Below are 15,125 nucleotides of genomic sequence, written 5' to 3'. Positions count from 1 at the left end.
GCTGGTGGAATACATCCAGTACTACAACCAAGAGCGAATCAAATTGAAATTGAAGGGCCTGAGCCCGGTACAGTACCGGGAGCAGGCCCAACAGGCCCAATCGGCCGCCTGACCCCTGTCCAAGTCTCGGGGGTCACTTCACCTTGGGGGCTTGGCCGCGGCATCCATGCCGCGGACACCCCCGCCCCGCCTACCCACCCGGCCCTGGACAGGTTCCTGCGGCGTCCACCACGGAAAATCACAAACAAGAGCAAAAGCGGGTCGCTTCGCTCACAAAGCCGAGGCCGCCAGCCATCCGCCGTTGCCGTTGTTTTTGCTTCTGCCTTTTTTCTTGATCTTCCCGTGGTGGATCGGCAACCGGAATCTGTCTGGGGCCGGGCGGGTGGGGGTGGCGGGGTATCCGCGGCATGGATGCCGCGGCTAAGCCCCCAAGGACGGGTTCACGGCGTCCCCGCCACCCCCACCCGCCCGGCCCACCTACGGGAACCCAGCTTTCAGCGACCAACCCAACCCCACCACGGAGGGGCTCCGCCGTTCGCCGACTCCCGCCGAAGGCGCGCCTTCCACGGAAGAAAAAATTTCCAACAGACGTGTCGATTCCCAGCCCCCTGGTTCGTTGTACCCAGTGAAGGGCACGCATCACGCGTCCCCACGGGAGACTGCAATGAAAGTGATGGTGATCGTGAAGGCCAACGCCGACTCCGAAGCCGGCCGCATGCCCAGCGAACAGGAACTGTCCGAAATGGGCGCCTTCAACGAACAGCTCGTGGCCGCCGGCATCATGCTGGCCGGTGAAGGCCTGCACGCCACCCAGCGCGGCCGTCGCATTCATTTCGGCGGCGGGGCACCCAAGGTCGAGGCCGGTCCGTTCGGTCCTGCCAGCGAACAGATCGCCGGCTTCTGGTTGTGGGAGGTGCGGTCGCTGGACGAGGCCGTTGAATGGGCCAGCCGTGCGCCGTTCGGCGAGGGAGGCACGCTGGAACTGCGTCCCCTGATCTCCGCAGAAGACTTCGGTGAAGCCTTCACCCCCGAATTACAGCAGCAGGAACAGCGTCTGCGTGCACAGCTGGAAGGTTGACCCGATTCATCTCCCTGCCGGGCAGGACCCGGCACTACTGCCCTGAACCGCACAACGGAGTATTGCCATGAAACTGATTCCCTTCCTCGGCTTCAGCGGCCAGGCCCACGATGCGATGGCGTTCTACGCCAAGGCACTCGGTGCCCAGGTCACCTCGGAAATGAAGTACCGCGACATGCCGCCCTCCGATGGGTCGCCCGGCTGCAACGAGATGCCGCCGGAAACCCTCGACCACGTTGCGCACAGCCAGCTGGAGATCGGCAACGCCATCCTGATGGCCGCCGATGGCCCCGGCGGTGGCGAGGGTGGCTCGACCACCATCAATGTCGATGTCGACAGCATCGAGGAAGCCGAGCGCGTGTTCGCGGCGCTGGCCGAAGGTGGCCAGGTGCAGATGCCGATCGCCGAAACGTTCTGGGCGCACCGCTGGGGCATGCTGATTGATCGCTACGGCAAGCCGTGGATGGTCAATTGCATGAAGCAGCCCTGATCCCTCCCTCTTTCCTCTTCATCCACAAGGAGCGTTACCAATGAGTGCACCACAACCGCAGATGATCTTCGTCAACCTGCCCGTGCAGGATCTGGAGAAGTCCAAGGCGTTCTTCACCGCGCTGGGCTACAGCTTCAATCCAACCTATACCAATGACGATGCGGCTGGCATGGTCATCAGCGAGAGCATCTACGTGATGCTGCTGACCCAACCTTTTTTCCGGCAGTTCACCAACAAGTCGATTGCCGATGCGCACACCCACACGGAAGTGATCAACGCACTCTCGGCACCCAGTCGCAAGGCAGTTGACGAGCTGTTGGACAAGGCACTGGCCGCCGGCGCCAGCGAACCGCAGCCGGCGCGCGACCTGGGCTTCATGTACCAGCGCGGCTTCCAGGACCTGGATGGCCATCTCTGGGAAATCGCACACATGGACGGCGAGCCGGGCTGACGGCCGCCGCAAGGGAGAACCCACATGGCCTACGTGGATGCTTACGTGCTGCCGTGCCCACAGGACAAGGTGGCGGCCTACCGCCGCCTTGCCCGCAGGGCCGGCGCGGTGTGGAAGGACCATGGCGCGCTGCAGTACATGGAATGCGTGGCTGACGATGTGGAACCGGGCAAGAGCACCTCGTTCCCGCGTGCGGTCAAGGCGAAACCGGGCGAGACGGTGATCGTCGCCTTCGTGGTGTTCCGCTCGCGCGCGGCACGCGACCGCATCAACGCCAAGGTGATGGCCGACCCGCGGCTGGCGTCGCTGGGCCCGAAGGACATGCCGTTCGATACCAAGCGCATGTTCTGGGGCGGCTTCAAGCCGATTGTTGAAGCGTGAGCTGCGGCGCTTGTGCGGGCCGGGCGTGCGTGTTGTGATCGGCGCATGCTCGATCCCGCACTGACGCAGCGTCTGGAAGCCCTCTGGCGGATGGAGTCGCCAGTGTTGATCGCGCGCCTGGCGCGGCTGCTCGGCGGTGATGTCGGCCGTGCCGAGGAGCTGGCCCAGGACACCTGGCTGGCCGCGCTGGAGCGCTGGCCGGAACAGGGCATCCCGGACAACCCCGGAGCCTGGCTGATGACCACCGCGCGCAACCGCGCCATCGATGTGCTGCGCCAGCACCAGCGGGTGACGCAGCAGCATGCGCAGTGGGGTGAGGAACTGCATCCGGCCGCGCTGCCGGCACCCGATGACAGCCAGGCGCTGGAGGATGACCTGGGTGACGATCTGCTGCGGCTGATGTTCGTGGCCTGCCATCCGGTGCTGCCGGCCGATGCGCGGGTGGCACTGACCCTGCGCCTGCTCGGTGGCCTGACCACCGTCGAGATCGCACGTGCGTTCCTGCAGCCGGAGCCAACCATCGCCCAACGCATCGTTCGCGCCAAGCGCACCCTGGCGCAGAAGCAGGTGCCCTACGAGGTCCCGCGTGCTGACGCGATGCCTGAGCGGCTCGGATCGGTGCTGGAGGCGATCTACCTGGTCTTCAACGAAGGCTATGCGGCCAGTGCTGGTGACGACTGGATGCGTCCGGCGCTGTGCGACGAGGCACTGCGACTCGCGCGCATTCTGGCGCACCGGCTGCCGGTGCCGCCGGTGCTGGGCCTGCTGGCGCTGATGGAGCTGCAGGCCTCGCGTGCCGCAGCACGGACCGATGCGCAGGGCGTGCCGGTGCTGCTGGACCAACAGAACCGCGCGCGCTGGGACTGGCTGCAGATTGAACGCGGGCAGCAGGTGCTGGCGCGCGCGCTGGCCGCCGGTGGCGGTGACGATCCCTATGTGCTGCAGGCGCGCATCGCAGCGTGCCATGCGGCGGCGCGGCGCGCCGACGCTACCGACTGGCCGCGTATCGCCGCGCTCTATGCACAGCTGCTGCAGGTGCAACCTTCGCCGGTGGTGGCATTGAACCGGGTGGTGGCGGTACTGCGCAGCGAGGGCGCGTTCGCTGCATGGGTACAACTGCAGCCGCTGCTGGTTGATGCGCGCCTGCGCGACTACGCGCCGCTGCAGGTGGTTCGTGGCGAGCTGTTGCAGGCACTGGGGCGTGAGCAGGATGCGCGTGACGCTTTTGGCGAGGCAGCTCGGCTCAGCCAGAACCGGGCCGAGCGCGGATTGCTGCGGCAACGGGCGGGCCTGCCCCGCACAGACTGAGCCGACAAGGACAGCACTTGTCGCCGCGCGCCTGAGCGGCTATGTTTCGCGCCCAGCGGACGCATCAGCGTCCGCATTCCGTGCGTATTGACCGAGGAGCGGTTGGATGTATTCAAGGACGAAGAGCGCATCGCGCGCTTTTGCGCGCCTGCTTGCCTGTGCCCTGTGCCTGGCCGTGTGGCCGATGGCCACGCAGGCGGCAGACAAATCACAGCAGGCCTATTGGGCAGGCTTCGCCTATACCGCTGACGCCGCCGCCGTGCAGGCGACCACGCCACATGCGCATGCGGTGCTGGAACGGCGTGGCCTGGTCCCGCTGAACCAGGCGCTGGCACAGTCGCTCAAGCGCCGCGCCCCGGCCCACCTGCAGCTGATCGACCAGCCGGTGGCGATGCTCGACGGCACCACCAGCGCGACCGTGCTGGCCGCGGCACTGGACCGCGAACTGGTCTCGGTCGAGCCGATCGGTGACCAGTACAAGGTGCTGGTGGAAGTGGCGCTGCAGGCGCTGTTCTTCGACTTCCGCGAGCGCCAGGTGATCGCGTCCTATCCGCTGACCCTGCAGCGCATCGACGTGCAGGACTACCGCCCGGACAACGACGATATCGACGCGATCGTCGCCGATCTGCTGTACGGCAGCGCCGATACCAGTCTGTCGCAGGTGCTGGCCGCCAGTCTCGCCCAGGCCAAGCTGCCCGATGCCGCCGTGCGTCGCCTGCAGGTCGGTGGCGTAACCCTGTCCGACGCGGTCCGCGCCAAGCTGCCCGACCCGAAGTGGGAAACCCCGCTGCGCGCCACGCTGGCCCATGAACTGTCCAAGACGCTGTCGTCCAATACCGGCGTCGGCCTGCTGCCGCCGGCCTCGGGCCAGGCGATCGGTGGTGCGATGGCCGCCCGCTTTGCCGACGGCAAGGTCTACCAGCTGAAGATCCCCGAGCCGGACTACGTCATCACTGTGCAGGTCGATGCGCTGAAGAACGGCGTCATCAATGAAACCCCGGCGATGAAGACGATGCTGTTCGGCGCATTCTTCACCGCCAAAGTGACCGAGCCCTTCTCCGGCAAGGTCTATTTCGAACAGCCGCTGCGCAAGGGGGCCACCAAGGTGGTGCCGGTCACGCAGTGGCAGGTCGACCAGTGGTCGGCCAGCTACGAAACCCTGCTGGCCGGGCTCGATGCCTTCGCCGGCGCCGCCGCCAAGCGTGCCGATTCGCGCGCCTGGCTGGACGAACAGAAGCCGGGCGGCCGCCCGTTGCAGCAGCAGACCCAAGCCCTCCAGGAGTTGATCAAGTCATGTCGTTGATGCGTACCATCCTGCTCATCCTCATCGCGCTGGTGGTGGCCTCGCCGGTCGCTGCGCAGACCGCCAGCTCGCGCGGTACCGGTTCGGCCAGCTACGGCCTGCGCCTGAGTGCCGACACCCGTGCCCAGGCCCTGAACAAGGCCAAGGTCAATGCCCTGGAGGCGTACATCGCTGAAACCGGTGCGGCCAAGCTGCGCCTGTTCGAAGCGCGCCGCGCCGAGTTCATCGGCGAGATCGATCGCTACGTGCTCAGCGCCGTGCAGCTGTCGGACACCGAAGACAAGAAGGCCAAGACCTACACCGTCACCGTCCGCGCCGAGATCAACACCACCCTGCTGCAGACCAAGCTGGATGCGGGTTCGGCCGTGGCCGGTGCCACCGCCGCGCAGCGCTCGCTGCTGACCTTCCTGTTCATGGCGCGCTCGCAGGACACCGTGCAGTCGTTCCAGGACAAGGAATACCGCCGCGTCGACGCCAGCAGCAGCTACAGCGAGAACACCCGTGAGGGCGACAGCTTCCGCGGCAACTCGGTCAGCACCAACGGCAGCATCAACCAGAATGGTTCGGTGTCGGTCACCAGCGGCGGAAGCACCACCGCACGCGCCGACAACATCACCTGGAAGGTGGCCAACGCCGCCGAAGTGAACACCGCGATGACCGGTGCCTTCAGCGCCGCCGGCTACGAAGTGGTTGAAGCCGAATACGTGGAGGGCGAGTCGCGCGGCCTGCTCAGCATCGAGCGCATCCGCAAGGACTTCAGCACCGGCAACGACCTGGCCCCGGCCACCCTGCGCGATACCGCCAACGGCATCCGTGCGGCCAACATTCCGTACATCGCCGTCGGCACCCTCGACATCGGCATGCGCGACCGCGATCCGGCCAGTGGCAACACCCGCGTGTTCGTCACGGTCACCGGCAAGGTGCTGGACGTGACCGGTCGCTTCCCGCGCACCGTGTCGTCGGTGGGCCCGGTGCAGTTCTCCGGCACCGGCCCGAATGAAACCGTGGCCCGTACCAACGCGCTGCAGCTGGCTGCCGAAAAGGCCGCCCAGCAGATGATCAACGAACTGAACGTCAAGGCGGTCCGCTGATCCGCCGCCCCGGTGGGTGCCGAGCCCGCTCGGCATCGGCCTGGGGTTACCGATTCCCACGTGCCGCTTGGCGGCCGTCTCTCCCAAAGGACACTCATATGATCCGCAATACTGCTCTTGTCGTGGCCATCGCTGCCGCCACCCTGTCGATGCCGGCCCACGCCGGCCTGGGCAAGCTGAAGGACCTGGCCGGTGCCGCCACCGGCACCTCCAGCAGCAGCGCTTCCAGCGCCGCCGCCCCGGACGAAGCCGCGCAGGAAGCGCTGGTGCGTCGTTTCGTCAGCTCGCAGTCGCACTCGCTGCAGGCCCAGACCTCGTTTGCCCGTGCCTTCGGCCTGGCCGAGCAGGTGCAGCTGCTGGAAGCCGAGCGCCAGGCGCTGTCGTCGGGTTCGGTCAGCGTCGATGCGATGAAGAAGTCGGTGTCGGTCAGCGAAGCGGCGCAGGCGGCGATCAACGAGCGCCAGGCCGCGCAGCCGGAACTGAACGCTGAATCCAAGCAGCACTACGCCGAAGGCCTGGTCTCGTTGCTGGCGTCGGCCGCCGAAGCACAGAAGCTCGGTGGCGAGGCCAGCAACTTCACCGCCGGCATGAAGAACCTGGGCGCGACCCAGCTGGCGACCGTCGGCCGCAAGCTGGCCGCCGGTGCATGGGTGGCCAAGGAATCGCCGGGCTTCATCCAGGGCCTGTACGGCTCGACCAAGTCGGCCGTGACCTTCGCCAGGAAGAGCAAGGTGAAGGTGCCGTCCAACGCCGATTCGATGCTCGACACGCTCTGATCCGAGGCGAATCTTCATGCGTATGACCTACCGTTTGATCGGCCTGGGCCTGGTTGCCGCGCTGCTTGCAGCCTGTGGCGAGCAGGACGCCCCGGCTGCCGCGCCCGCCAAGGAAAAGGCAACCAGTGCACTGGCCAGCAATGCGCCAGTGGAAGAGGCGCCCCTGCGTGGCACGCCGGATTTCGGCGGCACCACCCAGGTCGCGCGCGAGGCCGACGGCATCGGCAGCACCCCGGAACTGGCGGTGCTGGCGGCGTTGCAGTCGGCGGTGGCGCAGGTCAACGGCGTACGCGTGGCCAGCCAGATGCAGGGCCTGCGTGCAGGCCTGCATGTGGATGTGGATGACGAACACGTCGGCGACATCCGCGCCGACGCGTTCACCCAGCAGATGATCGCCGGCTCGCAGGGCGCGGTGCGGGGCTATGAAATCCTGTCGCAGGACGAAGTGCGGCAGCTGGACGAGGAGACCATCGCCCGTGTGCGCGCCAGCGACGAAGGCTGGAGCTTCAAGGGCTCGGCGTCGGCCAGTGCGTCCGGCGAAGCCTCGGCCAAGAGCGGTTCGGCTTCGGCCAGTGTCAAGCAGAGCTACGACGAGAAGGTCAACGTCGATGCCAAGCGTGGCGCCAGCTCGTTCGATTCCGACGTGACCCACCGCAGCATGCGCAGCTACTGGAAGGTACGCGTACGTGCCCAGATCGCCCAGTACCGCGCACCGGACGAGCAGGGCAAGCCGAAGATCGTGGTCGCGCTGCCGCGTACCAAGGCCGGCAGCTATGCCGTGGGCGATGGCCGCGTGAGCGCCGATGAAGTGGCCGACGCGATCCGCGCACGCCTGTCCGACACGCTGACCCAGACCCAGCGCTTCATCGTGCTGGACCGTGAGTTCGGCGACGAACTGCAGGCCGAGATCGACCACATCAACAGCGGCAACGTACGTTTGCAGGACACTGCCCGTGTCGGCCAGCAGCTGGCGACCGACCTGATCCTGATCCCGACCATCGAACGCTTCGAGTACCCGCGCAGCGTGCGCAACCTGCGCATGTCCGACCGCCAGGTGACCTCGTACTCCGGTGGCGGCCGCATCACCCTGCGCCTGGTCAACGCCACCACCGGCCAGGTGGTGATGTCCGACAGCTTCGACCACCAGCTGGCCTCGACCGGCCCCAGCACCCTGCCGCGTGTGGTCAACGGCCGCAACATGGCCGCGGCGATGATGGAATCGCTGTCCGGCCAGATCGGCACCAGCATCGTCACCACGCTGTTCCCGGTATCGGTGGTGTCGGTGGACGGTGACCAGGTGGTGCTGAGCCAGGGCGGTGACACCGTGCAGGCCGGCCAGCGCTGGCAGGCCGTGCGCCTGGGCGAAGAACTGAAGGACCCGCAGACCGGCCGCTCGCTGGGCCGCAGCGAACACCCGTGCTGCACCATCCGCATCGACCGCGTCGCTGCACAGACCTCATACGGCACCATCGAAGACGGCGTCGACGCGATGCGCGGCGGTTTCCGTCCGGGCCAGATCGAACTGCGCCAGAAGCTGGGCAGCAAGCCGGCGGCCGCCGCCGCAGGAGCGACTGCCTCGGCCGCTCCCGCAGCTGCCGCACGCCCGGCCGCCAAGCCGAAGCCCAAGCCCGCTGCCGCGCCGGCCGAAGATCCGAACTGGTAACAGGCTCAAGCAACACATAGATGGGGTCAGAGCCCTTTCCCGCAGGGAAAGGAACCTGACCCCTTCGTGTTTCCGTCCGTGTCGACCAAGGTCGACACCTACCAACAGCGGCGTGTCGATCAAGGTCGACACCCACCAACAGCGGTGTGTCGACCAAGGTCGACTTCCACCAACAGCAGCGGGAACCTGTCGAAGGCGGGGTGGGTCCGGTTGCGGGGGCGTGAGCCGCATGGATGCGGCGACCGAGCTTACATGGATGTACTTGCAGCGTCCCCCGCAACCGGACCCACCCCGCCATCCCACGGAATGCCGCTGTTGCTTTGGCTTTGGCTTTGGCTGTTGCTGTTGCTGTTGCCCTGGCTTCGGCGGGTGCAGGGCGCAGCCCTGCCGAATCCCATTACACTCCAGAGAGATTTCCCTGCTGGAGAGAGCAATGAAGCGAGTAGCACTGGGCGTGCTGGCCCTGTCAGTGTCGAGCGCACTGATGGCCGCCACCCCGAAATTCGACGGCGCGCGGATCTCGGCCGACGTCAAGGAACTGGCCTCCGACGCCTACGAAGGCCGCTCCCCGGCCACCGCCGGCGAAGAAAAGACCATCGCCTTCCTCAGCAAGCAGTTCGCCGATGCCGGCCTGCAGCCGGGCGGTGACCTCAAGGATGGCAAGCGCCTGTGGACCCAGGCCGTTCCGCTGCGCAAGGGCGACATCGTCGGCGCACCGCAGCTGGCGCTGCACCAGGGCGGCAAGACCGTTGCGCTGGAGCAGGGCAAGCAGATCGCCGTGCGCGCCGCCATGAACGACGCCAGCAACGTCGATATCAGCAAGGCGCCGCTGGTGTTCCTCGGCTACGGCGTGAAGGCCCCGGAGCGCAACTGGGACGACTTCAAGGGCGTGGACCTGAAGGGCAAGATCGCCGTCGTGCTGATCAACGATCCGGACTTCGAGACCGGCCAGGGCGACTTCGACGGCAAGGGCATGACCTACTACGGCCGTTGGACCTACAAGTACGAAGAAGGTGCCCGCCAGGGCGCGCTGGGCGTGCTGATCGTGCACGAGACCGCACCGGCGTCGTACGGCTGGGCCACCGTGGCCGGCTCCAACACCAACACTATGTTCGATGTGGTGCGCGACAACCCGGCGGAAAGCCACCCGCTGCTGGAAGGCTGGATCCAGCGCGACCTTGCCGTGGAGCTGTTCCGCTCGGCCGGGCAGGACTTCGAAGCGCTGAAGAAGAAGGCGCAGCAGCGCGACTTCACCCCGGTGCCGCTGACCGGCGCCAGTCTGGACGCGAAGTACGCGGTGAAGACCGAAGTGATCACCTCGCACAACGTGGCCGCACGCCTGGAAGGCAGCCGCCACCCGGACGAGACCATCGTCTACAGCGCGCACTGGGACCACATCGGCGTGGGCGAGCCGGACGCGCGCGGTGATCGCATCTTCAACGGTGCGCTGGACAATGCCAGCGGTACTGCCTCGCTGATCGAGCTGGCCCGTGGTTTCGCCAAGGCCAAGCGCCCGGAGAGGTCAGTGCTGTTCCTGGCAGTCACCGCCGAGGAAAAGGGCCTGCTGGGTTCGGAGTACTACGCCACTCATCCGCTGTACCCGCTGGAAAAGACCGTGGCGGTGATCAACATGGATGGCATGGCGCCGTTCGGTCCGTCGCGCGATTTCGGCATCTACGGCGCCGCGCGCTTCGAGCTGCTGGACCAGCTGAAGGACGTGGCCAAGGGCTGGGATATCCGCTACACGCCGGACCCGAAGCCGGAAGCGGGCCTGTTCTTCCGCTCCGATCACTTCCCGTTCGCCAAGCGTGGCGTGCCGGCACTGTCGTGGTCGGCCGGCCAGGACTGGGTGGACGGTGGCGTGGCTGCGGGCAAGAAGGCCTCCGAGGACTACACCGCCAAGCGTTACCACCAGCAGGGCGACGAATGGCAGCCGGACTGGGTGTTCGCCGGTGCCGCCCGCGACCTGGAAGTGCTGTACACGCTGGGCAACCAGCTGGCCAACTCCCGTGCCTGGCCGAACTGGAGCAAGGACGAGTCGTTCCGCGCCGTACGCGACGCCAGCGCCGACCAGCGCAAATAAGAAGCACCGGTGGTGCCGGCCGCTGGCCGGCATTGCTGCGAGGCTTGCGGCGATGACGGGGTGCCGGCCAGCGGCCGGCACTGCCAGAGCCGCTTCCATCCCCGCTTTCCCGCCCTTCGTCGCAGCCCGCTTGCTTGCCCGGCGGGCCGCCCTATGCTCGGCTCACCCCCTTCCTCCAAGGCGCCGCCGTGTTCGCCAGCCTTTCTCTCCTGTTACGTCATCTGCTGGCCTGGGCTGCGGCGCTGTTCGTCGCAGGCATGGTCTGGAGCGGCATCTTCAGTGGCATGAACGATGGCCCGGGCTGGATTTTCGGCTTGCTGGCGATGTTCCTGATCATTTCCGCGCTGGGCAGTGCCATCACCCATATCCGCCGGGTCTGGCTGGTGGCCGGTCGCCTGGATGCCACCACCTTGTCCGGGCGCCAGCGCCGCCAGATCGAACTGCCGATGGACGCCGGCCACGCGTTCTCGGTAGTGGAAGCGGCGATCGCCGAACTTCCCCGCGTGGAGGATGTGGAAAGCTCGGCCGGCAGCCTGCAGGTGCGCGCCTATGTTCGCCGCGTGGATCTCTGGAATGGGCGTCAGCCCTCGCGCTGGAACCTGCCGGCGCGGCTGGCGATCAAGCGCAACAGCGTGCTGGCCACGGTCACGCCGGGGCAGGGCACCAGCACCGTCACCCTACTGTTTGAACCGGATGCGGGCTGGTGGGCCGACCTGCTGGCGCTGGACGAGGGCAGCAACTTCGAGAACGCCGAAGCGGTCACCCGTGCGATCAGCCGCCGCGTGGCCGACCAGCGTCGCGATGAGCAGGCCGCCGCCGAACAGACCCAGGTGGAAAAGGAACTGTCGGTGGCGCGCTTGAATCTGCTGCACGCGCAGGTGGAACCGCACTTCCTGTACAACACGCTGGCCAACGCGCAGGTGCTGACCCGCACCGACCCGGCGCGTGCCGAACAGATGCTCGGCCACCTGATCCAGTACCTGCGCAGCTCGTTGCCGCAGGTGGACGAATCGGTGTCCACGCTGGGCGTGGAGCTGGAGCGCACCCGCGCCTACCTGGAGATTCTGCGTATCCGCATGGGCGCGCGGCTGGCGGTGGAAGTGCAGGTACCCAACGAACTGCATGGCGTGCACCTGCCGGCGATGGCGTTGCAGACACTGGTGGAAAACGCGATCAAGCACGGCCTGGAACCCAAGCCCGGCGGTGGCACGATCTGGATCCTCGCGCGTGGTTTCGATGACCACGTGACCGTGACCGTCGCCGACGACGGGCTCGGCTTCGGGCAGGGCACCAGCGGTACCGGCATCGGCCTGAAGAACCTGCGCGAGCGCCTGCGCCTGACCTGCGTTGAGCAGGCCGGTGTGGCGATCGTGGCCAATTTCCCCAGCGGCGTGGCCGCGACCATGACCCTGCCGCAGTCGCACAAGGAGCGCAGCCATGCCGCTTGAGGCACTGATCGCTGAAGACGAAGAACTGCTGCGGCAGTCGCTGGTGGAGCAACTTCGCCGGCTGTGGCCGGACCTGAAGCTGGTGGCCGAGTGCGAGGACGGCGCCAGCGCGCTGGAGCAGCTGGCCGAGAAGCAGCCGGACATCGCTTTCCTCGATATCCGCATGCCCGGTATCAGCGGCATCGAGGTCGCGCGCTCGCTGTCCGAGCTGAGTCCGCGCACCCAGGTGGTGTTCGTTACTGCCTACGACCAGTACGCCATCGATGCATTCGAGCAGGGCGCGATGGATTACCTGCTCAAGCCGGTAAGCGACGAGCGCCTGCTTGCCACCCGCGAACGCATCCTGTCGCGGCTGCCATCGACGCGGCAGGACGATGCCGTGCTGGAGCGCCTGCTGCAGCGGTTGGGCCCATCGCAGGGCACTGCAGAGCGACCGCCGCTGGCCTGGATCACCGCCAGCAACGGCCGCGAGACGCAGCTGATCATGCTGGAGGAGGTGGCCTACTTCCGCGCCGACAACAAGTACACCACCGTGGTCACTGCCGCCGGCGAGAGCCTGCTGCGCACGCCGTTGCGCGAACTGCTGGAAGTGCTCGACCCGCAGCATTTCCGCCAGATCCACCGCTCGACCATCGTCAACATGAAGGCCGTGGCGGCGGTCAGCCGCGACGATACCGGGCGGGGCGTGCTGCGCCTGCGTGGCCGAACGGAAACGCTGGTGGTCAGCCAACCGTTCATGAGCCTGTTCCGCGGCATGTAGCCGCAGCCGCATCCCCCCTGCACCGAGGAATGAACATGTCCCGTCTGCTGATTGCGTGCGTTGCCGTGCTGGCACTGGCCGGCTGCGAAAAATCCCGCAACACCTCGATCACCCGCACCCATGCCAACGGCGTGGACACGCTGTACAGCAAGAGTACGGTGGTCGACGGCGAGGCGCGCTTTCAGTGCATTGCCAGCAGCAGTGGCCACTGCCATTACCTGGTGCTGGACCCAGCGTGCAGCACCGATGCCGCGTGCACCACGCCGCCGCTGCGCCGGTTTGCGGTTGCGGCAGGCAAGACCGAGGCCATGCGTGGCCAGCCGACGGCTTCCGCCAGTGCGTCAGCCAGGACCCGATAGAACACTGCCACCGCGAGTGATCACGGTGGCAGTGTGGATCCCACCGCTTCGCTGAAGGGTCAGTAGGCAGGCTGCAGCGTCAGCTCGTGATGGTGTTCGGTTTCGCCGACGTGGTTCAGGCGTCCGACCAGCTCCGAGTGCTGCTTCATCCGCCCGATCTCGGTCATGATGCGGATGTCCTCGTGGCGCAGTTCGCGCTTGGTGGTGACCGCCTGCTTGTAGTCCAGCACTTCCGGGTAGTGCTCGGCCAGGTCCAGTGCCTCGGCCACGTGCTCCACGCTGTCGGCCTTGGAACTGATGCGGGCGCGGCTGTTGAAGGCCTTCATCCAGCGCTCGAAGCCGGCCTGCTGATCGAACATGTTGGCCATGAACCAGATCACGAACAGGATCGAGACCCATGAGCCGAACACGATCACCACGCGGGTGAAGGTGATATGGAAGTCATCGCGCCACAGGTAGTTGGCGATCAGGCCCAGGATCAGCAGAGAGGCTGCCTGCCAGCCGATGATCGATGCGATCAGCCACTGGCACTTGGCCTGGGCCAGCACCGCCACTTCATCGCGGATCTGCTGCTCGCTGAGGTTGCGCCAGTGCGCCACCTGTTTGTCGAACGGGCTGCTGTAGAGCTCGTTGTCGCGAAGCAGAATTCCCAAACCCTTGAACAAGGCAATCATGGCTGGCTCCTTGTGGAACGTGCGTCGATCAGCATTGGACGGTGTGGCGGGTCCAGTTCTAGCACTTCCAGCGGGCGGTGCAACGGGGGCAATGCCAAGCGGCGCAAGGGTTTGCCCGGCGGGAGTGAAAATTGATGCATTGCATCATCGCGGTCACAGCCTGCGACAGGATGTCGCAGGGTGAAACGTGCTGCGGCCGCACATGAAACGGTCGATGAGCGTGGAGGCTCGCCGCCTGCGCCGTGATCGCCGAGAATCGGGGCCGACCGCGCAAGATGCGACCGTTCTTCCGACTTTCCTGGACCCGTGATGCCGGCTTTGCTGCAGCGACTCTACCGCCCCGTCACCGCGCCGATCCGGCGCTGGGTACTGGACGCCTTCCCGCGCGGCCAGAGTGGCATCGACTACGACCATCCGCAGGGCGACCCGGGCTGGTTCGGCCCGGACAGCGTCACATGGCGGCTGCACGCCGAATTTCCCTCGATGCTCGCCGGTGGCCTGTGCGCGCTGATGCTGCAGACACTGCACCCACGCGCGCTGGCCGGGGTCTACGACCACTCCAATTTCCGCCAGGACCTGGTGGGACGCCTGCGCCGCACCACCGCCTTCGTTGCCGGCACCAGCTACGCGCCCACTGGCGAAGTGGAGGCGCTGGTGGCCAAGGTGCGCCGTATTCATGCACGGATCCGCGGCCAGACCGCGCAGGGCGAGCCCTACGCCGCCGACGATCCGCAGTTGCTGACCTGGGTGCACGTGACCGAAGCCTTCGGGTTCCTGCAGGGTTTCCGCCGCTATGGGCGCGAGGTGCCGGGGAACATCGCCGACCGCTACTACGATGAGTACCGCCGTGTGGCCGAGGCGCTGGGTGCAGTGGATGTGCCGTGCAGCAAAGCCGAGGTGGCGGCGTACTTCTGCGCGCGGCAACCGGAGCTGCGTGTGGACGAGCGCTCGCGTGAAGTGCTGGAGGTGTTGTCCGGCGTGCGCCTGCCGGTACCGGTGCCGGGGCTGTCGCGCGAGGTGTTCCTGGGTGCAGGCGCGGCGCTGCTGCCGGACTGGGCCGAGGGCATGCTCGAGCGCAGTGGACGCCAGCGTGCGCAGGCGGCAGCTTCAGCGAAGTTGATGCAGGGCATGGCGCCGCTGTTCCGCCGCGCGCTGCCCGATGGCCTGGCCAGCCGCGCCTGCGCGCGGATGGGCGTGCCGGTGGAGATCCTGCGCGAGTGGCCTGCGGTTGCCTGGTAGGTGCCAACCTTGGTTGGCATG

Annotated in this window: 15 protein-coding genes and 1 pseudogene; 15 read left to right on the top strand and 1 reads right to left on the bottom strand. The window is 66.8% G+C overall.

The window, feature by feature from the left end; translation table 11 throughout:
- The 14 genes and pseudogenes from AC5P6A_RS11855 to AC5P6A_RS11790 form a co-directional block, all read left to right on the top strand.
- On the top strand, positions 1-112 hold a 112-nt coding region (locus AC5P6A_RS11855), incomplete at its 5' end, for an IS3 family transposase (RefSeq protein ID WP_288042072.1).
- A gap of 552 nt (positions 113-664) precedes the next feature.
- Complete coding sequence (locus AC5P6A_RS11850; RefSeq protein WP_053500761.1) at positions 665-1,078, top strand: YciI family protein; 414 nt, start codon at positions 665-667, stop codon at positions 1,076-1,078.
- Positions 1,079-1,145: 67 nt separating this feature from the next.
- A complete protein-coding gene (locus AC5P6A_RS11845) occupies positions 1,146-1,568 on the top strand; it encodes a VOC family protein (protein ID WP_134731123.1) in 423 nt (140 codons plus the stop codon).
- 40 nt (positions 1,569-1,608) lie between these two features.
- Positions 1,609-2,019 carry a VOC family protein gene (locus AC5P6A_RS11840; protein ID WP_134731121.1) on the top strand — a complete coding sequence of 137 codons (411 nt, stop codon included), beginning with the start codon at positions 1,609-1,611 and terminating at the stop codon, positions 2,017-2,019.
- Between the two features lie 24 nt (positions 2,020-2,043).
- On the top strand, positions 2,044-2,400 hold the full coding sequence (locus tag AC5P6A_RS11835; protein ID WP_346714952.1) for a DUF1428 domain-containing protein: 357 nt from the start codon (positions 2,044-2,046) through the stop codon (positions 2,398-2,400).
- Positions 2,401-2,445: 45 nt separating this feature from the next.
- Entirely contained in the window at positions 2,446-3,708 is a 1,263-nt protein-coding gene (locus AC5P6A_RS11830; RefSeq protein WP_171953360.1) for a sigma-70 family RNA polymerase sigma factor, read from the top strand.
- 106 nt (positions 3,709-3,814) lie between these two features.
- A complete protein-coding gene (locus tag AC5P6A_RS11825; protein ID WP_134734987.1) occupies positions 3,815-5,011 on the top strand; it encodes a hypothetical protein in 1,197 nt (398 codons plus the stop codon).
- The gene (locus AC5P6A_RS11820; RefSeq protein WP_032953880.1) at positions 5,002-6,102 is read left to right on the top strand and encodes a hypothetical protein; all 1,101 of its coding nucleotides are present in this window, start codon (positions 5,002-5,004) and stop codon (positions 6,100-6,102) included. Before AC5P6A_RS11825 ends, AC5P6A_RS11820 begins: the two co-directional genes overlap by 10 nt.
- A 98-nt stretch (positions 6,103-6,200) precedes the next feature.
- Entirely contained in the window at positions 6,201-6,878 is a 678-nt protein-coding gene (locus AC5P6A_RS11815; RefSeq protein WP_021202156.1) for a hypothetical protein, read from the top strand.
- Positions 6,879-6,894: 16 nt separating this feature from the next.
- Entirely contained in the window at positions 6,895-8,541 is a 1,647-nt protein-coding gene (locus AC5P6A_RS11810) for a CsgG/HfaB family protein (RefSeq protein ID WP_495222316.1), read from the top strand.
- 433 nt (positions 8,542-8,974) lie between these two features.
- The gene (locus AC5P6A_RS11805) at positions 8,975-10,624 is read left to right on the top strand and encodes a M28 family metallopeptidase (RefSeq protein WP_346714950.1); all 1,650 of its coding nucleotides are present in this window, start codon (positions 8,975-8,977) and stop codon (positions 10,622-10,624) included.
- A gap of 188 nt (positions 10,625-10,812) precedes the next feature.
- A complete protein-coding gene (locus tag AC5P6A_RS11800) occupies positions 10,813-12,072 on the top strand; it encodes a sensor histidine kinase (protein WP_495222315.1) in 1,260 nt (419 codons plus the stop codon).
- On the top strand, positions 12,062-12,832 hold the full coding sequence (locus AC5P6A_RS11795; RefSeq protein WP_021204366.1) for a LytR/AlgR family response regulator transcription factor: 771 nt from the start codon (positions 12,062-12,064) through the stop codon (positions 12,830-12,832). Before AC5P6A_RS11800 ends, AC5P6A_RS11795 begins: the two co-directional genes overlap by 11 nt.
- Before the next feature lie 35 nt (positions 12,833-12,867).
- A pseudogene (locus AC5P6A_RS11790) lies at positions 12,868-13,211 on the top strand (hypothetical protein).
- Positions 13,212-13,250: 39 nt separating this feature from the next.
- Here the strand turns inward: AC5P6A_RS11790 and AC5P6A_RS11785 are convergent.
- Positions 13,251-13,865, bottom strand: coding sequence for a hypothetical protein (locus tag AC5P6A_RS11785; RefSeq protein WP_021204368.1), 615 nt, complete (start codon positions 13,863-13,865; stop codon positions 13,251-13,253).
- 309 nt (positions 13,866-14,174) lie between these two features.
- Here AC5P6A_RS11785 and AC5P6A_RS11780 point away from each other — a divergent pair, with 309 nt between their 5' ends.
- Positions 14,175-15,104 carry an oxygenase MpaB family protein gene (locus tag AC5P6A_RS11780; protein ID WP_346714949.1) on the top strand — a complete coding sequence of 310 codons (930 nt, stop codon included), beginning with the start codon at positions 14,175-14,177 and terminating at the stop codon, positions 15,102-15,104.
- Positions 15,105-15,125 lie beyond the last annotated feature (21 nt).

This window comes from Stenotrophomonas sp. YJH_SMC_20, assembly GCF_059367845.1.
Note: the sequence above shows the minus strand (reverse complement) of the source record. Positions and strands in the feature narration are given on the sequence as shown.